Raw genomic sequence first — 21,067 nt, forward strand, 5'->3', positions numbered from 1 at the left:
TTTTCGCATTATCTAATCGAATTCTTCGATCAATAAAGCAAGTTCCCTCCGCTTGATGCCGCTCCTGTTCGTTGCCAGACTTGCCTTCGAACGAGGAGCAGCCATGTCGAATTTGCCATCTCACGCGCGCGTTGTGATCATCGGGGGAGGTGCTGTCGGCGTTTCCGCACTCTATCATCTGGCCATGGCGGGCTGGACCGACGCGGTGCTCCTGGAAAAAAACGAATTGACTGCCGGATCGACCTGGCATGCCGCCGGCAATGTGCCGACGTTTTCTTCCTCCTGGTCGATCATGAATATGCAGCGCTATTCCGCCTCGCTCTATCGCGAGCTGGGCGCTCAGGTCGACTATCCGATGAATTACCACGTGACCGGCTCGATCCGGCTCGGCCATTCGAACGAGCGGCTGCAGGAGTTCAAGCGTGTGGTCGGCATGGGACGCTACCAGGGCATGGACCTCGACATCCTGTCGCCCGAGCAGATCAAGTCGAAATATCCTTTTGTGGAGACCCATGACCTCATCGGCGCGCTCCACGATCCCCATGACGGCGACATTGATCCGGCGCAGTTGACCCAGGCTCTGGCAAAGGGCGCTCGCGACCTGGGGGCCAGGATCTTCCGCTTCTGTCCCGCAACCGGTGCACGCAGGGAAAACGACGAATGGATCGTTTCCACCCCGGAGGGCGATATCCGCTGCGAATATGTCGTCAATGCCGCCGGCTATTACGCCCGCGAAGTCGGCAAATGGTTCGGCCGCGAGGTGCCGATGATGGTGATGAGCCATCAGTACATGCTGTTCGAAGAAATTCCTGAGCTTGCCGCCTGGTCGAAGGAGGTGGGCCACAAGCTGCCGCTGCTGCGAGACGTCGATAGTTCCTATTATCTCAGGCAGGAAAAGACCGGAATGAACCTCGGTCCCTATGAGCGCAATTGCAAGGCGCATTGGCTGACGCCCGACGATCCGATGCCGGAGGATTTCTCCTTCCAGCTTTTTCCCGACGATCTCGAGCGGCTGGAATGGTATCTCAATGACGCAGTCGAGCGCGTGCCGATCCTCGGCACTGCCGGTCTGTCGCGCATGATCAACGGGCCTATCCCCTATACACCGGACGGCAATCCGCTGATCGGGCCGATGCCGGGCGTGCCGAATGCGTTTGAGGCTTGCGTCTTCACTTTCGGCATCTGCCAGGCGGGGGGTGCCGGCAAGGTGCTGGCCGAATGGCTGACCGAAGGGCAGACCGAATGGGACATGTGGTCCTGCGACCCACGTCGCTATACGCACTTTGCTTCCGACCAGGATTACTGCGTCGCCAAGGGCATGGAAGTTTACGGCCACGAATATGCGATGCATTTCCCGAAACACGCCTGGCCTGCCGGTCGCAACAGGAAACTCTCGCCGATCCATGATCGGATCGCCGCACTTGGTGCGCAATTCAAGCCCTATAATGGCTGGGAGCGCGCCAACTGGTACGCCAAATCAGGCGATGACACGTCAGAACAATCGACGCAGACCTGGAATCGGGCGGGGCCCTGGCAGAAACGGATCGAGGAGGAATGCCTGGCGGTGCGTGATGCTGCGGGCATTCTCGATCTGCCGGGCTTTTCCCGCTACCGCCTGCAGGGTGATGGCGCCCGCGACTGGCTGCTCGGCCTGATCACCGGCAAGGTGCCGAAACCCGGCCGCATCGGACTTGCCTATTTTGCCGACGACAAAGGCCGTATCGTCACCGAAATGTCGGTGATGGCGCTGGAAGAGAATCTTTTCTTCTTGACCACCGCAGCGACGGCGCAGTGGCACGATTTCGCATGGTTGCAGAAGCATCTGCCGAAAGACGCGAGGTTCACGCTCGACGATGTGACGGACAATTTGGCCTGCCAGATACTGTCAGGGCCACAATCGCGTGCCATCCTCGCCGAAGTCACGGATGCCGATCTTTCCAAGCCGTGGCTGACGCACCAGTCCTGCCGGATAGCGGGCCGCCAGCTGCAGCTGGTGCGCGTTTCCTTCGTCGGCGAGCTTGGCTGGGAGCTTCACACGAAGGTGGACGACACGGCCGCAGTCTTCGACGCGGTCTGGGCTGCAGGCGGGAAGCATGGCCTGAAGCCATTCGGCATGGAAGCACTCGACAGCCTGCGTATCGAGAAGGGCTACCGCGCCTGGAAGGGCGACCTTTCGACCGATTACACCATCCTGCAGGGCGGGCTGGAGCGTTTCGTCGACTGGGCAAAACCCGATTTCAAGGGCAAGGCGGCGCTCGAGCGCGAGAAGCAGCAAGGTGTGACGAAGCGCTTCGTCACATTGGCCGTCGATGCCGGCGAATGCGACGCCCCCTATATGTCGACGCTCTGGCGCGACGATCAGTTGGTCGGAGAGACAACGTCGGGCAACTGGGGCTACCGCGTCGGCAAGTCCGTGGCGCTCGGCATGCTGCGGTCGGATCTGGCGGCGCCGGGCACGGAGCTGGAGGTTGAAATTTTCGGCGACCGGTTCAAGGCCGTCGTCCAGCCCGACCGGCCGTTGTGGGATCCCGAGAACGAGAGATTGCGAGCATGACGAAACCCATCCCCCAGAAGGCACGCGCGGTGATCATCGGCGGCGGGGTCTCAGGCTGTTCCATCGCCTACCATCTGGCCAAGCTTGGCTGGACCGATGTCGTCCTGCTCGAACGCAAACAGCTCACCTCAGGCACCACATGGCACGCGGCCGGCCTCATCGGTCAGCTCCGCGCCTCGCAAAACATGACGCGCCTCGCCAAATATTCCGCCGATCTCTATGTCAGGCTGGAGGCCGAAACCGGCATCGCCACCGGCATGCGCCAAAATGGCTCGATCACCGTTGCCCTGACTGAAGAGCGTAAGGAAGAGATCTACCGTCAGGCCTCTTTGGCTCGAGCGTTCAAAATCGACGTTCGAGAGATTTCACCGCAAGAGGCGAAGGTGCTTTACCCGCATCTCAACATCGGCGACATCAAGGCAGCTGTTCACCTGCCGCTCGACGGACAGTGCGACCCGGCCAACATCGCCATGGCGCTCGCCAAGGGAGCTCGGCAGCACGGTGCGAACATCATCGAAGGCGTCAAGGTCATCGAGGTGCTGGCCAGGGAGGGTCGAGTCGCCGGCGTCGTCTGCGAGCAGGCCGGTGAGCGTTTCACGATCGAGACGGAAAATGTCGTCAACGCCGCCGGCATGTGGGGCAGAGATCTCGCTCGGCAATCCGGCGTCACCTTGCCGCTGCATGCCTGCGAGCATTTCTACATCGTCACCGAGCCGGTTGGGGGACTGAAGTCCCTGCCTGTGCTGCGTGTGCCGGACGAATGTGCCTATTACAAAGAAGATGCCGGCAAGATGCTCATCGGCGCTTTCGAGCCGGTCGCCAAGCCCTGGCCGCCGGCGGGCGAGGCGATCCGCGAGGACTTCTGCTTTGACCAGTTGCCGGAGGATTTCGACCACTTCCAGCCGATCCTCGAAATGGCGATCAACCGGATGCCGATGCTGGAAACTGCCGGCATCCACACTTTCTTCAATGGGCCGGAGAGCTTTACGCCCGACGATCGCTATTATCTGGGCGAGGCGCCGGAACTGAAAGGGTATTGGGTGGCGGCCGGATACAATTCGATCGGCATCGTATCTTCCGGTGGCGCCGGTATGGCGCTTGCCCAATGGATGAACGACGGCGAACCGCCCTTCGACCTCTGGGAAGTAGACATCCGCCGCGCCCAGCCCTTCCAGAAAAACCGGTTGTACCTGAAGGAGCGGGTCACGGAGACCCTCGGCCTGCTTTACGCGGACCATTTCCCCTATCGGCAGATGGCGACCGCGCGCGGTATACGCCGCTCGCCGATCCATGAGCACCTTGCGGCGCGCGGCGCCGTGTTCGGCGAAGTGGCTGGGTGGGAGCGCGCCAACTGGTTCGCCAGGGAAGGGCAAGAGCGGAAATACGAGTATAGCTGGCGGCGACAGAACTGGTTTGAGAACCAGCGCGAGGAACATCTGGCAATCAGGACCGGCGTCGGTCTGTTCGACATGACCTCGTTTGGGAAAATCCGGGTCGAAGGGAAAGACGCCTGTCGCTTCCTGCAACGGCTCTGCGCGAACCAGATAGACGTGCCCGCCGGCCGGATCGTCTATACACAGATGCTGAACCGTCGTGGTGGCATCGAAAGTGACCTCACCGCAACCCGGCTGAGCGAAACCGCCTTCCTGCTCATTGTTCCCGGTGCGACACTGCAGCGCGATCTTGCCTGGCTGCGGAGGCACGTGGCCGATGAAAATGTGGTGGTTACCGATATGACGGCCGCCGAAAGCGTACTCTGTGTGATGGGCCCGAAGTCGCGTCAGCTCATGCAGAGGGTCAGCCCTGACGATTTTTCCAACGACTCCCATCCCTTTGGCACTGCGCGGGAAATCGAAATCGGCATGGGACTGGCTCGCGCTCACCGCGTCACCTATGTCGGCGAGCTCGGCTGGGAGCTGTATGTCTCCACCGACCAAGCCGCCCACGTTTTTGAGGCGCTGGAACTGGCAGGCCTGGACCTCGGTCTGAAGCTTTGCGGCATCCACACGCTCGACAGCTGCCGTATCGAAAAAGGGTACCGCCATTTTGGCCATGACATTACCGATGAGGACCATGTGCTGGAAGCCGGCCTCGGCTTCGCCGTTAAGACGGGCAAAGGGGAGTTCATTGGCCGCGATGCCGTCTTGCGCAAGCAGGAAACGGGTGTCGATCGCCGGCTGGTGCAATTCAAGCTCACAGATCCTGAACCGTTGCTCTTTCACAACGAGGCAATCCTACGCGACGGAGAGATCGTCGGGACGATAACCTCCGGCAACTACGGCCATTTCCTCGGCGGTGCCATTGGGCTGGGTTACGTGCCCTGTGAGGGTGAGAGCGCAGCGGAAGTGCTCGGCTCATCTTACGAGATCGAGATTGCAGGAACGAGGGTGAGAGCCGAGCCATCGCTCGCGCCGATGTATGATCCGAATGCTGCGAGGGTCCGGATGTGACAACGGCCATATCGGCATTTGCCGCGGACATTCTTCCACCTCGTGACACCTTCAGGGCACGATTGATAGCCATGCGAACTCAGCTGTGCTGCGAAGAGTGCGACTTTCCGGAGACATACCCATGTTAGCACCTGAAACCAAAACAACTGCTGCGCCATCGGTCGACCGTATCGATCAGCTCATTGCGGCTCATAGACCGGGCCACGGTCTTGCCCGGCCATTCTACATGGATCCGGACATTTATGAGCGTGATCTGGAGCGGGTGTTCCGCCGCCATTGGCATTGCGTCGCGCATGAGAGCGTTGTTCCCAAGCCGAACGACTTCGAAGTGTTTCGGATGGCCTCGGAACAGGTGATCGTCACGCGACATGCCGATGGAACAATTCATGCGCTGCTCAATGTCTGCCGCCATCGCGGCGCCGAGGTCTGCACCCGGGATAAGGGCAATGCCCGTATCTTCGTCTGCCCCTACCATGCCTGGAGCTATGGCAATGACGGAAGCCTGAAGGCAGCAAGGCTGATGCCGAAAGATTTCAAGCGGGAGGATCATGGACTAAAGACGCTGCATGTCCGGGTGGTCGAAGGCTTGATCTTCATTTCCTTCGCAGACGACCCGCTCGATTTCTCCGAGGTCGAGAATCTGCTCCATGCGACCTGCGGCCAATATGGCTGGGGGCAGGCGAAGGTGGCGCATCGGCAGACCTATCCGGTCGACGCCAACTGGAAGCTGGCAGTGGAAAACTATGTGGAATGCTACCATTGCGGCCCGGCGCACCCCGAATATTCGCAGACTCACGCGCTGGAGCAGCCGGTGCACATGATTGCGGCGCTGAACGCCTCGATGGAGGAACGCACACGCGCCCTCGGCATCGAGGTCGTTTCCGGCGATCACTGGCAGACATCCGCGACGCGCAAGGAAGCCATCCACGCGTTCCGCTATGCGCTTTATGACGGTGTCAAGACCGGCAGCCAAGACGGCTCGCCGCTCAGCATCCTGATGGGCCGATTTACGGAATTTGATGGCGGCGTCACCTCCGTCCATCTCGGCGGCACCTCATTTCTCGTCTGCTATCCCGACTATGGTATGATCTATCGCTTCATTCCGAAGGGCCCGAACGCTTGCGAGATGGAACTGATCTGGCTCGTCAATAGTGAAGCCGAGGAAGGCAGAGACTATGATCTCGCCAAGCTCGTGTGGCTCTGGACGGTGACGACGGACGAGGACAGGGCCATCATCGAGCACACCTCGCGCGGCGTGCTCTCGCACTATTTTGTGCCGGGACCGATCGCGCCGATGGAGCAGAACGAGCTGCGCTACATCAACTGGTATCTGGACGAGATCAGTCGACCGAACTGACCGAATTGCTAAAGCGCCGCGCATCCGGTGGGACGCGCGGCGCTCTGTCATTTATGCGCTAAGGAGAACCTTACCTCAGACCGGCGAGCAATTCCTTGAAGCCACCTTCGACCGACGGACGGATGTCCGCACGTTCGAGGGCGTAGGCGACGTTGGCCAGGATGAAGCCGTCCTTGGCGCCGCAGTCGTAGGTCGTGCCGCGGAAGTGGTAACCTGCGAAATCCTGTTCCTTCAAGAGCTTCAGCATGCCGTCGGTGAGCTGGATCTCGTTGCCGGCGCCGCGCTCCTGGGTTTCGAGGATCTTGAAGATCTCCGGCTGCAGGATGTAGCGGCCGTTGATGAAGAAGTTGGAAGGCGCCGTCCCCTTGGCCGGCTTTTCCACCATGCCGGTGATGCGGAAGCCCTCGCCGATCGCCTCGCCGACGCCGACGATGCCGTATTTATGCGCCTGGTCGGGCGCGCATTCCTCGACGGCGATGATATTGCCGCCGCTATGAGCGTAAAGGTCGATCATGCCCTTCATGCAGCCCTTGTCGCCCTTCATGATCATGTCGGGCAGCAGCAGCGCGAAGGGCTCGTCACCGACGATCTCGCGGGCACACCAGACCGCGTGGCCGAGGCCGAGCGGTTCCTGCTGGCGGGTGAAGCTCACCGTACCGGCCTTCGGCAGTTGCTGGGCGAGAAGGGTGATCTCAGCCTTCTTGGCGCGTTCGCGCAGCGTCTGTTCCAGCTCGAAATGAATATCGAAATAATCTTCGATGACGTGTTTGTTGCGCCCGGTGACGAAAACCAGATGTTCGATCCCGGCTTCGATCGCCTCGTCGACGACATATTGAATGATTGGCTTGTCGACGACGGTCAACATTTCCTTCGGAACAGCCTTTGTCGCCGGCAGGAATCGCGTCCCCAATCCAGCCACCGGGAATACTGCTTTACGAACTTTGTTGTGTTGAGCCACACCGGCCTCCTGCTTCGATCATATCGCTTTGGAAATAGGGCTTTTTAGCCTTAACTAGTATAGAATTGCTACTGTTTTGCAATGGTGACCGCAGCCGGCCGCTATGGTAAAGAATTTGTTGACTCCGTTCCTGTAGTCTTGGTTCTGGCGCGGACATGATGCCTCGCTGTCCCGAAAACTGAAGATGACGGATACGACTGTCGATGACCCAGAATCACAAAAACTCCCTTCGTGGTCTTGCTCTCGCCCTCGTTGTCGCCGTCCAGGTTGGACTGGTCCCCGACAACGCGAGAGCTGATTCCCGGTTCCAGAAATGGATCGCGGATTTCTACCAGACTGCCGCTCAGAGTGGCATCAGTAAGGCAACTTATCAAAAGGCCTTTTCCGGGGTGACCGAGCCCGATCCGACCGTGCTCGAAAAGGCAGCCTATCAGCCGGAATTCACCTCGAAGATTTGGGACTATGTCGATTCCCGCGTCAATCCCTACACCGTCAAGATCGGTCGCGAGATGGCCGTCAAGCACGCAAGGACGCTCGCTGCGATCGAACAGCGATTCGGCGTCGACAAGACCATTCTGCTTGCCATCTGGTCGATGGAATCGAATTACGGCGCGATCCTCAACAAGGACGACCGGCTGCACTACGTGCCGCGCGCTTTGGCAACACTCGGCTATGCCGATCCGAGCCGCGCCAAATTCGCCAAGAAGCAGCTGATCGCTGCGCTGAAGATCCTGCAGAACGGCGATGTGCCGGCACGCGAGATGACCGGCTCCTGGGCCGGCGCCATGGGCCATACCCAGTTCATTCCGACAAGTTATCTGCTTTATGCCGTCGACGCCGACGGCAACGGCCATCGCGACATCTGGAATTCGGTGCCGGATGCGCTGGCGACCTCGGCCAATCTCCTGATGAAGAACGGCTGGGACACCGGCAAGACCTGGGGCTACGAGGTCGTCGTTCCCGCCGCTGCCGCCAAACAGGTCGGCAAGACCCACACGCTGGCCCAATGGGCAGCCCTTGGCCTGACACGCCCGAACGGCAAGGCCTTCCGCGAAAGCGCCACCAAAGCCATGCTGAAGATGCCGGCTGGGCCGGGCGGCCCGGGCTTCCTGATGACCGCCAACTTCTTCACCATCAAAAACTACAATGCCTCGGACAGCTACGCGCTTGCCGTCGGCCTGCTCGCCGACCAGATCGCCGGCTACGGCGGCATGCAGCAGCGCTGGCCGCGCCCGGACGGCGCCCTTGATATCACCGAGAAATTCGAGCTGCAGACCCGTTTGAAAACGCTCGGCTATTACGATGGCGAGGTCGACGGCAATTTCGGCTCGGGTTCGAAAGCGGCGATATCGGCTGTCCAGTCGCGCATCGGCATGCAGCCGGACGGCGAGCCCTCGCTGCCGCTTCTCAACGCACTTCGTCGCTAGAGCAGACACCAAAACGCAGGTGCCGATTGGAAGCGGCAGAACCGTGACCTAGATAAGAGCGGGAGTGGACGCTGGCCTACCCCGCGTGCAAGATGCCGGCAGATGCGGAACTGCCCATGACTGAGAAAACAGATCGGACCCCAATCCGTTGGCTTGTGCTCGCCCTGGCGGCGGCTTCGCTATGCCTTGGCGCTGTCGCACCGGTGCATGTCGCAGAAGCCCAGGAACAGCGCTATCAGCGCCGTTCGATCCTCGATTTCTTCCTTGGCCGGCGCTATCTCGACGACGGGCCTCAGGCTCCCGACGCACCGCAGCCGAAGCGCCAGCAGCATAAAAAACCGCCGGCGCCGAAGGCCGTGGTCAATACCCGCACCGCGCCGCCGGTCCGCGCTCCCGTACAGGAAGAGCCGACCGTGCAGAAGCTCGGCGACGCCCGCAAAATCCTGATCGTCGGCGATTTCCTGGCCAGCGGCCTCGGCGACGGCCTCACCGCCGCCTTCGAGACCTCGCCGGGTGTCGTCGTCGAAGCCCGCGGCAATGTCTCATCGGGTCTCGTCCGCGACGATTATTACGACTGGCCGGAACAGCTGCCGAAGATGATCGACGAGCTGAAGCCGGCAATGGTCGTCGTCATGATCGGCGCCAACGACCGCCAGCAGATGGTGACCGATATCGCCAAGGAGAAATTCCGCACCGACGGCTGGTTTAGCGAATACCGCCGCCGTGTCCTCTCCTTCGGCAAGGAGGTCACCGACCGCAAGATCCCGCTGCTCTGGGTCGGCCTTCCCGCCTTCGAATCCGATCAGATGACGGCCGATGCCGTCCAGCTGAACCAGCTCTACCGCAACCAGGTCGAAAGCATCGGCGGCGAATTCGTCGACATCTGGGATGGCTTCGTCGATGAAAACAGCAATTTCATCGTCACCGGTTCGGATGTGAACGGCCAGCAGGTGCGCCTGCGCACCTCCGACGGCATCAACCTGACCCAGGCCGGCCGGCGCAAGCTCGCCTTTTACGTGGAAAAACCGGCCCGCCGTCTTCTCGGCACCCAGGCAAGCCCCGATCTGGTCCGCCTCGACTCCAGCAATCTGCCCGGGCTCGGCCTTCCCGCCAATCCGGTCGAACATACCGTGCCGATCAGCCTCTCCGATCCCAATCTCGACGGCGGCGCCGAGCTTCTCGGCGCGAGACCCCCGCCGATGGTTTTGACGCGGTCGCCGCGCGATCTGCTGGTCGAGCAGGGCGAAATGACGCCGCCCCCTCCCGGCCGCGTCGACGATTACCGCCTGCCTGCGGCAAAGACGCCGGCCGAAGTCTCGGTCAAATGAAGGGACCGCTTCGTTCCGTTTACTTCGCCGCCGCCTGCGGCCAGCTGAGATAATAATAGTTCTGGCCGATCAGACCGAAGTAGGCATTGCTGTCGTTCGTCTGGTCGACATAGCTGCCGTTTTCCTTGACGAAAGCAGCGTCGGCGCCGCGCTCGAGATGCGCATCGAGGAAGTCGCTCCAGCCGCTGACGTCGATCGCCTTGCCGGTCTTGCTGTCCGTATCGACCTCATCGGGATCGTCGACGTCCCAGGCGGCGATCGATACGCCCTGCGTCGGATCGGAGATGGTGAGCGTGCCGGCTTCCAACGCGGCCAGCATATCGTGAGCCTTGCCGCTTTCGCCTTCGGCCGCAGCCGCATCCTGCAGCTGCTTCTTCAGCATCGACATGAACGAGGCGCTGGTGACATCGGCGCCGGTCGCTTCGGTCTCGTCAGACGTATCGCTCTGGGATGAGAGCGTGTCGAGCAGCCCTGACAGGGCGTTGTTGGAAAGCAGCGAGGCCGAGCTCGAATCGAGTCCGTAGCTGCTGAGAATACTGGCGGCCGACGAACTCTGCGTATCCTGCGAACTGTCGTCGGAGGTGCGAAGGTTTTTCAGGGCATACTGGGCCGAAACCAGCCGGGTGCTGTCAAGTGCGGAAACCATTTGAAAAATCCTTGTCGATCATTCGCAGCGGTCAATATTCCGACGCCGCGGCCGATGGTGAAATGCCTGTACGGCCGAAACGGCGGGGCGCCTCCGCTCCGGTCGCCGCCGGCTCCTCTTGAGCCCGGCGTCCGGTCGAAAATCTCGCTTCCCGGGATTGCTTGAGGCTTGCGGCGCATGCCGGCGCGGCAAGCGGTCGCACCTAACCCAAACAAAAACTCCGCCGGGAAGGCGGAGTTTTGTCTCGGGACTTTATGCAGTCTGCAATCAATTCGGCAGAACGGTCGAGCCCATCAACGCCTCGTCGATGGCGCGCGCCGCCTGGCGGCCTTCGCGGATCGCCCAGACCACCAGCGACTGGCCGCGGCGCACGTCGCCCGCCGTCCAGAACTTGTCGACCGAGGTCTTGTAGTCGCGGTCGTTGGCGACGACATTGGTCGAGCCGCGCTTGTCGGTGTTGAGCGTCAGCTTGCCCTCGAGCTCCTTCAGCACGCTTGTTGTGAAGGGCCCGCGGAAACCGATGGCGATGAAGGCGAGATCGGCGCGGATGACAAATTCCGTGCCCGCAACCGGCCGCCGGCGCTCGTCGACCTCGCAGCACTTGACGCCGGTCAGCACGCCGTCTTCGCCGACGAATTCAAGCGTCGCCACCTGGAATTCGCGCACGGCGCCCTCGGCCTGCGAGGAGGAGGTGCGCATCTTCGTCGCCCAGAAGGGCCAGACGGCAAGCTTGTCTTCCTTCTCCGGCGGCTGCGGCCGGATGTCGAGCTGGGTGACCTTGACGGCGCCCTGCCGGAACGCCGTGCCGACACAGTCCGAAGCCGTGTCGCCGCCGCCGACGACGACGATATGTTTGGCGCCCGCCAGGATCGGGTCCGACGGCCAGCCGACGCTGTCGATGTTCTCGCGCCCGACGCGGCGGTTCTGCTGCACGAGATAGGGCATCGCATCATGCACGCCGGCAAGCTCCGTGCCCGGAATGCCCGCCTCACGCGGCGTCTCGGAGCCGCCGCAATAGAGAACGGCATCGTGATCGGCAAGCAACTGCTCGACCTTGACGTCGACGCCGACATTGACGCCGCAATGGAAGGTGACGCCCTCGCCCTTCATCTGCTCGACACGGCGATCGATGAAGTTCTTCTCCATCTTGAAATCGGGAATGCCGTAGCGCAGCAGGCCGCCGGGCTTGGTCTCGCGCTCGTAGACATGCACATCGTGGCCGGCGCGGCCGAGCTGCTGGGCGGCCGCCATACCGGCGGGACCGGAGCCGATGACGGCGACCTTTTTACCCGTATGGACGGTCGCCGGCTGCGGCCTGATAAAACCGAGTTCATAGGCCTTGTCGGCAATTGCCTGTTCGACCGTCTTGATGGCGACGGGCGCATCCTCGAGATTCAGCGTGCAGGCTTCCTCGCAGGGTGCGGGGCAGACACGGCCGGTGAACTCCGGGAAATTGTTGGTCGAATGCAGGTTCTGGATCGCCGCTTCCCAGTTGTTGTTGTAGACGAGGTCGTTCCAGTCCGGAATCTGGTTATGAACCGGGCAGCCGGTCGGACCGTGGCAGTAGGGGATGCCACAGTCCATGCAGCGCGCGGCCTGTTTCTGCACTTCCGGGTCCGACATCGGGATCGTGAACTCGCGGAAATGACGGATGCGATCCGACGCCGGCTGGTACTTCGCCACCTGCCGGTCGATTTCCAGAAACCCTGTTACCTTGCCCATGTCTTCGTCCCTTACCCTCATGACCGCCTCACCGCGGCCAGTTGTCTGTCGTCAGTCCCCGGTGTTCCGGGAGGGTTGCTTGTCTTGACCGTCATGGAACACGCTCCTGAAACACCCGCGCGATCTGGATGGCTTTCCGCCATCGGCATGATCGGCACGGACCATCGAGATGTTTCCGTCATCCGCCATCTGCGATCGGCAGGTGGCGGATGCCCCGGTTCAAATCATTCCGCGGCGATGCCCATCCGGCTGCGCTCCATTTCCTCGAGCGCACGCCGGTATTCCACGGGCATGACCTTGCGGAATTTCGGACGGTAGTCGGCCCAGTGATCGAGGATCTGCTTGGCGCGGGCCGAGCCCGTATAGTGCAGATGGTTGGAGATCAGCTGGTAGAGACGCTCCTCGTCATGGCGGGTCATGTCGCCCGAGACGTCGACGCGCCCCTTGTGCATGAGATCGCCGCCGTGATGATGCAGCTTCTCCAGCATGTCGTCCTCTTCCGGCACCGGCTCGAGCTCGACCATCGCCATGTTGCAGCGGCTGGCGAAATCGCCGGTTTCATCGAGCACGTAGGCGACGCCGCCGGACATGCCGGCCGCGAAGTTGCGGCCCGTGGCGCCGAGCACGACGACGACGCCGCCGGTCATATATTCGCAGCCGTGGTCGCCGACACCCTCGACGATGGCGATCGCACCCGAATTGCGCACGGCGAACCGTTCGCCCGCCACGCCGCGGAAATAGCATTCGCCTTCGGTCGCACCGTAAAGCACGGTGTTGCCGACAATGATCGAGTTTTCGGCGACGATCCTGGAATTCTCCGGCGGCCGGATGATGATCTTGCCGCCCGAAAGCCCCTTGCCGACATAGTCGTTGCCGTCACCGATCAGGTTGAAGGTAACGCCGCGCGCCAGGAAGGCGCCGAAGCTCTGACCTGCCGTGCCGCGAAGCGTCACATTGATCGTGTCTTCCTTCAGCCCGCGATGGCGATAACGCTTGGCGACCTCGCCGGACAGCATCGCGCCGGCCGAGCGGTCGACGTTCTTGATGTCGACCTCGAAGGCGACGGGCGTCTTATCGGTCAGCGCCGGCTGAGCCTGCTCGATCAGTTTGCGATCGAGAATATCGTCGATCGGGTGCTGCTGCCTGCTCGTCCAGAAGGTCTCTTCCTTGGGAGCGTCGACCTTGTGGAAGATGCGGCTGAAGTCGAGGCCCTTGGCCTTCCAGTGCGCCAGCATCTCGTCCTTCTCCAGCAGCTCCGAAGCGCCGATGATCTCGTCGAGCCGGGTGAAGCCGAGCGAAGCGAGGATTTCGCGCACTTCATTGGCAACGAAGAAGAAGTAGTTGATGACGTGCTCGGGCGTGCCCTTGAAGCGCTTGCGCAGCACCGGATCCTGCGTCGCCACACCGACCGGACAGGTGTTGAGATGACACTTGCGCATCATGATGCAGCCGGCCGCGATCAGCGGCGCGGTGGCGAAACCGAACTCGTCGGCGCCGAGCAGCGCCCCGATGATGACGTCGCGGCCGGTCTTCAGACCGCCATCCACCTGCAGCGCGACCCGCGAACGCAGGCCGTTCAGCACCAGCGTCTGCTGGGTTTCGGCAAGGCCGATCTCCCAGGGGCTGCCGGCATGCTTGAGCGAGGTCAGCGGCGAGGCGCCGGTGCCACCGTCGAAACCGGCGACCGTGATGTGGTCGGCACGCGCCTTGGCGACGCCCGCGGCCACCGTGCCGACGCCGACTTCGGAGACGAGCTTGACCGAAACGTCGGAGGTCGGGTTGACGTTCTTCAGGTCGTAGATCAGCTGCGCCAGATCTTCGATCGAATAGATGTCGTGATGCGGCGGCGGCGAAATCAGGCCGACACCCGGCGTCGAGTGGCGGGTCTTGGCAACCGTCGCATCGACCTTGTGTCCGGGCAGCTGGCCGCCTTCGCCGGGCTTGGCACCCTGCGCCACCTTGATCTGCAGCACGTCGGCATTGACGAGATATTCGGTGGTGACGCCGAAACGGCCCGACGCGATCTGCTTGATTGCCGAACGCTCCGGGTTCATCGAACCGTCGGAGAGCGGCATGTAGCGGTCGGATTCCTCACCGCCCTCGCCGGTGTTCGACTTGCCGCCGATCCGGTTCATGGCGATCGCCAGCGTCGTATGCGCCTCGCGGGAGATCGAGCCGAAGGACATCGCCCCCGTCGAGAAACGCCTGACAATATCGGCCGCCGGTTCGACCTCATCCATCGATACCGGCTTGCGGCCGAGCGCCTCGGCGCTCTTGACGTTGAACAGCCCGCGGATCGTGTTCATGCGCAGCGCCGAATTGTTCACCATCTCGGCGAATTCGCGGTAGCGATCCTCGGCATTGCCGCGCACGGCATGCTGAAGAGCGGCGACCGCATCCGGCGTCCAGGCATGGCTTTCGCCGCGCATGCGGTAGGCATATTCGCCGCCGATATCGAGCGTCGTCGCCAGCAGCGGATCCGTGCCGAAGGCCGCCGTGTGGCGGGCAACGGTTTCTTCGGCGATTGCTTCGAGGCCAATGCCCTCGATCATCGTCGCGGTTCCGAAGAAATACTTGTCGACCAGTTCGGACGACAGGCCGATCGCATCGAAGATCTGCGCCCCGCAATAGGACTGATAGGTCGAGATGCCCATCTTCGACATGACCTTGAGGATGCCTTTGCCGACCGCCTTGATGTAGCGGTAGACGACTTCGGAAGCATCCACTTCCTTCGGGAATTCGCCCTTGGCATGCATGTCGAGCAGCGTGTCGAAGGCGAGATAGGGGTTGATCGCCTCGGCGCCATAGCCGGCAAGCAGGCAGAAATGGTGCACTTCGCGCGGTTCGCCGGTCTCGACGACGAGACCGACCGAGGTGCGAAGCCCCTTGCGGATCAGGTGATGGTGCACGGCGGCCGTCGCCAGCAGCGCCGGAATAGCGATTCTGTCAGGCCCGATCTGGCGGTCGGAAAGCACGATGATGTTGTAGCCGCCCTTGACGGCCGCTTCCGCGCGCTCGCAGAGCCGGTCGAGCATTTCGGGCATGCCGGCCGCACCGCGCTCGATATCATAGGTGAAATCGAGCGTCTTGGTGTCGAAACGGTCTTCCGTATGGCCGATCGAACGGATCTTTTCGAGATCGCCATTGGTCAGGATCGGCTGACGCACCTCGAGCCGCTTGGCGTTCGCCGCACCCTCGTGGTCGAGGATGTTCGGCCGCGGCCCGATGAAGGACACCAGGCTCATCACCAGTTCCTCGCGGATCGGGTCGATCGGCGGGTTCGTCACCTGCGCGAAGTTCTGCTTGAAATAGGTATAGAGCAGCTTCGGCTTTTCCGACATGGCCGAGATCGGCGTATCCGTTCCCATCGAGCCGATCGCCTCCTGACCGGTCGTCGCCATCGGCGACATCAGGATGCGCGTATCTTCGAGCGTGTAACCGAAGGCCTGCTGACGGTCGAGCAGCGACACGTCGCGGCGCAGCGCTCGCGGCTCCACCGGCTTCAGCTCTTCGAGGATCAGTTGGGTCCGGTCGAGCCAGCTGCGATAGGGATGCGCCGTCGCGAGCTGCGACTTCACCTCGTCATCGGAAATGATGCGGCCTTCTTCCATGTCGATCAGCAGCATCTTGCCCGGCTGCAGACGCCACTTCTGGATGATCTTCTCCTCCGGAACCGGCAGCACGCCGGCTTCGGACGCCATGATGACGCGGTCGTCATCGGTGACGAGATAGCGCGCCGGCCTGAGGCCGTTGCGGTCCAGCGTCGCGCCGATCTGCTTGCCGTCGGTGAAGGCGACAGCAGCCGGCCCATCCCACGGCTCCATCAGGGCCGCATGATATTCGTAGAAAGCCTTGCGTTCGGCCGCCATCGACTGGTTGCCGGCCCAGGCTTCCGGGATCAGCATCATCACGGCATGCGCCAGCGAATAACCGCCGCGCACCAGGAATTCGAGTGCGTTGTCGAAGCAGGCCGTATCCGACTGGCCCTCATAGGAAATCGGCCAGAGCTTGGAGATGTCTTCGCCGAACAGCGGCGAGGAGACAGACGCCTGACGCGCCGCCATCCAGTTGACGTTGCCGCGCAGCGTGTTGATTTCGCCGTTATGGGCGACCATGCGGTAGGGGTGCGCGAGCTTCCACGACGGGAAGGTGTTGGTCGAGAAGCGCTGGTGCACCAGGGCGACCGCGCTTTCGAAACGCGGATCCGCAAGGTCCTTGTAATAGGCGCCGACCTGATAGGCCAGGAACATGCCCTTATAGACCACCGTCGCCGACGACAGCGATACGGGATAGAAATTGCTCTCCTCGCCGTCGAACTCGTCATAGATACGGTTGGAGATCACCTTGCGCAGGGTGAACAGCCGGCGCTCGAACTCGTCGTTGTTTTCGGCATCCTCGCCGGCGCCGATAAAGACCTGCACATGGTGCGGCTCGGTGGCAGCGATGTCGGGCGCCTTGGAGAGCGAAGAATTATCGACCGGCACGTCGCGGAAGCCGATGAAGACCTGGCCCTCTTCGGTGATGACGTCGCTGATCACCTTCTTGAAGTGCTCGATCTGCTTTTCATCGCGCGGCAGGAAGATATGGCCGACGCCATATTCGCCGGCCGGCGGCAGGGTGATGCCCTGCGCAGCCATCTCCTCGCGAAAGAAGCGGTCGGGGATCTGCACCAGGATGCCGGCGCCATCACCCATCAGCGGGTCGGCGCCGACGGCGCCGCGATGCGTCAGGTTCTCGAGAATGAACAGGCCGTCCTTGACGATCTGATGCGACTTCTGGCCCTTCATATGCGCGACGAAGCCGACACCGCAGGCGTCGTGCTCGTTGCGGGGATCGTAGAGGCCCTGCTTCTTCGGCAGGCCGGAGGCGGATTTGGACATATTGGCCGTGGCGCGCACCTCTGCAGCAGCAAACCGGTCAAATTCCATGGATGGCGTCTTCGTCATCATCTTTCCTCCTGTCGAAACCCGCGGGGCCGCGGGCGGCTTTTCGTCCCGCGCCGCAACCAGAATAGGTTCGGCGCATGACAGCGCTGTTGCATTGTGAAGATCGGCCGCAGACATCTGCTTTGGGAAAGCAAACCGTCGCGTTCCGCGCCTGCCATCTGCCCCCGCGCGTCGCCCGTCCACGGGGCTTGACGCTCGGAAGAACTATAGCGTGAAAGCCCGTCTGTTCCAGGGTTTTCGGCGCCTCTTCGGCCGCAAGGCCAAGATAGGACAGCAACACTGTCCTAATTCATCTGTTCTATGCCAGAAAGCATTCGGCTCCGCAAGAGCGCGCCGTTAAAAAACGTCAATTTGCGACGGAAGATTACCAAATCAGTCGCCGCGGAGAAATAAAATTACGCCGTAAGCCATCATTTTGTTTGTTGATTGCGCAGTTCAATTTTTGTGATGTGTCGGAGGCAACCGCCTTGATCCGGTGAAGCTTTGGCGTAATCTCCGCTTCGGCCCCGTCAAATCCTTCCTTTATTATGGTCCCCCTCATGTTCTTTGCTTCCGATAACTGGGCCGGCGCCCACAGATCCATTGCCGAACGTCTGCTGGCGGAATCGGCCGGCTTTGCTCCAGCCTATGGCGCCGGCGATCTCGACAAGAAGGTCGAGGCCCGCTTCTGCGAGATCTTCGAGCGTGAGGTTTCGGTTTTCTTCGTCGCCACCGGCACCGCCGCCAACTCCTTGGCGCTGGCAAGCGTCCAGCGCCCCGGCGGCATCACCTTCTGCCATTCGGAAGCCCATGTGATTGAAGACGAGTGCGGCGCGCCGGAATTCTTCTCCGGCTCCGCCCGCCTCATGGCCGTCGACGGCGAAGCCGGCAAGATCGATCCGGCCAGGCTTTCGGCAAAGATCGCGAACTTCCCCGAGGACGCGCTGCGTCATGGCCGCGCCAGCGCGGTGACCATCACCCAGACGACGGAGATCGGCACGGTCTATTCCCTGCCGGAGATCGGCGAGATTGCCGCCATATCCAAAAGGCGCAACCTGCCGCTCCACATGGATGGCGCTCGCTTCGTCAACGCGCTGGTCGCGCTCGGTGTCACCCCGGCCGAGATGACCTGGAAGCGTGGCGTCGACATGCTGTCCTTCGGCGGCACCAAGAACGGCTGCTGGTGTGCGGAGGCGATCGTCTTCTTCAACCCGGATCAGGCAAGCGAAATGCCCTTCATCCGCAAGCGAGCCGCCCAGCTCTTCTCCAAGTCGCGTTTCATCGCCGCCCAGTTCGATGCCTATTTCGAAAACAATCTCTGGCTCGATCTCGCCCGCCATTCGAACGGTATGGCCGACCGGCTGCGCGCCGGCATCGGCGCCAGCAACGCCGCCCGTCTCGCCTGGCCGACCGCTTCCAACGAAGTCTTTGCTGTCGTCAGCAGGAGTGCTGCGAAAACCGCGGAAGAAAAGGGTGCGAAATTTTACGAATGGCCGGTACCGGCGGCAGCGCCCGAACTCGTCTCCAAAAACGAAATTCTGATCCGTCTGGTCACCAGCTTCGCCACGACGGAAGCGGACGTGGATGGCTTCCTCAGGTGCCTGGCGGCCTGATCGCCCACCGGAACGGCCTGTCTGTCCGACAGGCCCTCGGTGCCGGCAACGGCTTTACGCCGACTTCAGCCCCCTCACCTTTTGCAAAATATCGTCCGACAGTGCGGCGACCAGCGCCTGATCCGCGCCTTTGCGCGGCACGAGTACGAATTCCACATCTTCCAGCACTGGAAGTTTTCCCGCAGCGATCTCTTTCAGCCCTGATGGCGCCATGCTGCGCGGCTGCACCAAAACACCCATCCCGGCCCGTGCTGCCGCCGTCAATCCGCTGAGGCTCCCGCAGGTGCAGACGATGCGCCACGCCACGCCGTTTCGTGCGAGCGCTTCCAGCGCGATCACCCGCGTCACGCTCGGCGGCGGAAAGGCAATCAGCGGCAAAGGGCCGGAGGTAAGAACACGCTCGGGATCGCGTGCCAGCCAGACGAGCGGCTCGCGATAGACCAATTTTCCCCGGGCATCGCCGAGCCGGCGCTTGGCGAGCACCAGATCGATTTCGCCATTATCCTGCATCTCGTAGAGGACGCCGGACAGCGCCACCGTCAGTTCCAGGTCGACGGAAGGATGCGACCGCACGAAATCCTCCAGCACCGCCGGCAACTGGCTGGTGACGAAATCCTCCGACACCCCAAGCCGCAGGCTGCCGCGCAGGCTGTGGCTCTTAAACAGCGACTGCACCTGCCCCTCGATCGAAAGCATGGCGCGCGCATGCGAGAGCAACGCCTCGCCATCGCCGGTCAATACGACCTTATGTGTATCGCGGGCCAGAAGCTTGCGCCCGAGTGTGGCCTCCAGCCGCTGAATGTGCTGGCTCACCGTCGACTGGCCGAGGCCGAGCCGTTCTGCGGCCAGCGTAAAACTGCCCATCTGCTCGACGGCGACAAAACTGCGCAATTGCGAAAGATCCAGCATAGAAATCCAGTTTCTCGATAACTGTTATTCCTTGCATCCTGGATCGCAATGGGCGACAAAACAAGGACTATTTACCACGCCGCGAGACCGCCATGCGCCGCTTTTTGCCCGATACCTTCACCATCCTGCTCGTCTGCACGGTCATCCTCGCCTCGCTGCTGCCGGCAAGCGGCGCCTTCGCGGCTTATTTCGGCATCGCCACCGATCTTGCCATCGCGCTGTTGTTCTTCCTGCATGGCGCCCGCCTCTCGCGCGACGTCGTCATTGCGGGCCTGCTGCACTGGCGCCTGCATCTCGTCATCCTGTTGACCACCTTCGGCATCTTTCCGCTGCTCGGCCTCGGGCTCGGCTTCATTCCCGACACCATCCTGCCGCAGCCGCTTTATCTCGGCATCCTCTTCCTCTGCGTGCTGCCCTCGACAGTGCAGTCGTCGATCGCCTTCACCTCGATGGCGGGCGGCAACGTGCCCGCCGCCATCTGCTCGGCCTCGGCATCCAACATTTTCGGCATGTTCCTGACGCCGCTGCTCGTCGGCCTGCTGTTTTCCGTCGGTGGCCATGGCGGCTTCTCCTTCGACGCGCTGGAGCAGATCCTGCTGCAGCTCCTCGCCCCCTTCATCATCGGCCAGATCCTGCAGCCCTGGATCGGCGACTGGATCCGCGCCAAGAAGAAGATCCTGATGCCCGTCGACCGCGGCTCGATCCTGATGGTCGTCTATCTCGCCTTCTCGACCGCTGTGGTCGAGGGCCTGTGGCATACCTTCTCGATCGCCGATATCGCCGTCGTCATCGTCGCCGATATGCTCCTTCTGGGCATCGTGCTTGTCTTGACGATGGTCGGCAGCCGCTGGCTGGGCTTCGACAAGGCCGACGAAATCACCATCACCTTCTGCGGCTCGAAGAAGAGCCTGGCAAGCGGCGTGCCGATGGCCAACGTCATCTTCGCCGGCCAGTCGATCGGTGCGATCGTTTTGCCGCTAATGCTCTTCCACCAGATCCAGCTGATGGTCTGCGCCGTCATCGCCCAGAAATACGCCGCCGCCGCGGCCCGCCGCGCAACGGAAAAGGAGATAGAGGAAGCCGCCAGCCCGGCCTGAGCGGCAATCGGCATAGGGGGCGATCGTATTCGATCGCACCCCTGCCACACCACCCGGCATGCGGGTCCGCACCGGGCGGTT

General features: G+C 62.0%; 12 protein-coding genes. 7 read left to right on the plus strand and 5 right to left on the minus strand.

From position 1 onward, the window contains the following. Nucleotides 1-103 precede the first annotated feature (103 nt). The 3 genes from CO666_RS28740 to CO666_RS28750 all read left to right on the plus strand — a co-directional run bounded on the left by CO666_RS28740 (nucleotide 104) and on the right by CO666_RS28750 (nucleotide 6,361). Entirely contained in the window at nucleotides 104-2,554 is a 2,451-nt protein-coding gene (locus CO666_RS28740; protein ID WP_097615415.1) for a GcvT family protein, read from the plus strand. Beyond that, nucleotides 2,551-5,004, plus strand: coding sequence for a GcvT family protein (locus CO666_RS28745; RefSeq protein WP_097615416.1), 2,454 nt, complete (start codon nucleotides 2,551-2,553; stop codon nucleotides 5,002-5,004). Before CO666_RS28740 ends, CO666_RS28745 begins: the two co-directional genes overlap by 4 nt. Nucleotides 5,005-5,125: 121 nt before the next feature. Then, a complete protein-coding gene (locus tag CO666_RS28750; protein WP_097615417.1) occupies nucleotides 5,126-6,361 on the plus strand; it encodes an aromatic ring-hydroxylating oxygenase subunit alpha in 1,236 nt (411 codons plus the stop codon). A 70-nt stretch (nucleotides 6,362-6,431) separates the two neighbouring features. Here CO666_RS28750 and galU read toward each other — a convergent pair whose 3' ends face one another. Next, a complete protein-coding gene (gene galU / locus CO666_RS28755) occupies nucleotides 6,432-7,319 on the minus strand; it encodes a UTP--glucose-1-phosphate uridylyltransferase GalU (RefSeq protein WP_097615418.1) in 888 nt (295 codons plus the stop codon). A 203-nt stretch (nucleotides 7,320-7,522) separates the two neighbouring features. Between galU and CO666_RS28760 the strand changes: the two genes are divergently transcribed. Together CO666_RS28760 and CO666_RS28765 are read left to right on the plus strand one after the other, a co-directional pair. After that, nucleotides 7,523-8,746: a lytic murein transglycosylase gene (locus tag CO666_RS28760; RefSeq protein WP_097615419.1), complete on the plus strand. Its 1,224-nt coding sequence runs from the start codon at nucleotides 7,523-7,525 to the stop codon at nucleotides 8,744-8,746. 92 nt (nucleotides 8,747-8,838) lie between these two features. Then, nucleotides 8,839-10,074 carry an SGNH/GDSL hydrolase family protein gene (locus tag CO666_RS28765; RefSeq protein ID WP_179869778.1) on the plus strand — a complete coding sequence of 412 codons (1,236 nt, stop codon included), beginning with the start codon at nucleotides 8,839-8,841 and terminating at the stop codon, nucleotides 10,072-10,074. 19 nt (nucleotides 10,075-10,093) lie between these two features. On the opposite strand, the gene CO666_RS28770 is transcribed toward CO666_RS28765, so the two are convergent. The 3 genes from CO666_RS28770 to gltB form a co-directional block, all read right to left on the minus strand. After that, complete coding sequence (locus CO666_RS28770) at nucleotides 10,094-10,720, minus strand: hypothetical protein (RefSeq protein WP_097615421.1); 627 nt, start codon at nucleotides 10,718-10,720, stop codon at nucleotides 10,094-10,096. A gap of 267 nt (nucleotides 10,721-10,987) precedes the next feature. Beyond that, the gene (locus tag CO666_RS28775) at nucleotides 10,988-12,442 is read right to left on the minus strand and encodes a glutamate synthase subunit beta (protein WP_097615422.1); all 1,455 of its coding nucleotides are present in this window, start codon (nucleotides 12,440-12,442) and stop codon (nucleotides 10,988-10,990) included. A 224-nt stretch (nucleotides 12,443-12,666) separates the two neighbouring features. Further along, on the minus strand, nucleotides 12,667-17,391 hold the full coding sequence (gene gltB / locus CO666_RS28780; protein ID WP_179869779.1) for a glutamate synthase large subunit: 4,725 nt from the start codon (nucleotides 17,389-17,391) through the stop codon (nucleotides 12,667-12,669). A 536-nt stretch (nucleotides 17,392-17,927) separates the two neighbouring features. On the opposite strand from gltB, the gene CO666_RS28785 reads away from it, so the two are divergent. Then, complete coding sequence (locus CO666_RS28785) at nucleotides 17,928-18,980, plus strand: threonine aldolase family protein (protein WP_097615423.1); 1,053 nt, start codon at nucleotides 17,928-17,930, stop codon at nucleotides 18,978-18,980. A 54-nt stretch (nucleotides 18,981-19,034) separates the two neighbouring features. On the opposite strand, the gene CO666_RS28790 is transcribed toward CO666_RS28785, so the two are convergent. After that, on the minus strand, nucleotides 19,035-19,889 hold the full coding sequence (locus CO666_RS28790; RefSeq protein ID WP_097615424.1) for a LysR family transcriptional regulator: 855 nt from the start codon (nucleotides 19,887-19,889) through the stop codon (nucleotides 19,035-19,037). A 92-nt stretch (nucleotides 19,890-19,981) separates the two neighbouring features. Here CO666_RS28790 and CO666_RS28795 point away from each other — a divergent pair, with 92 nt between their 5' ends. Further along, nucleotides 19,982-20,986 (plus strand): bile acid:sodium symporter family protein, encoded by a 1,005-nt coding sequence (locus CO666_RS28795; protein WP_097615425.1) that lies wholly within the window; start codon nucleotides 19,982-19,984, stop codon nucleotides 20,984-20,986. The last annotated feature ends 81 nt before the right edge of the window (nucleotides 20,987-21,067 follow it).

The sequence above is a fragment of the Rhizobium chutanense genome (assembly GCF_002531935.1).
GTDB lineage: Bacteria > Pseudomonadota > Alphaproteobacteria > Rhizobiales > Rhizobiaceae > Rhizobium > Rhizobium chutanense.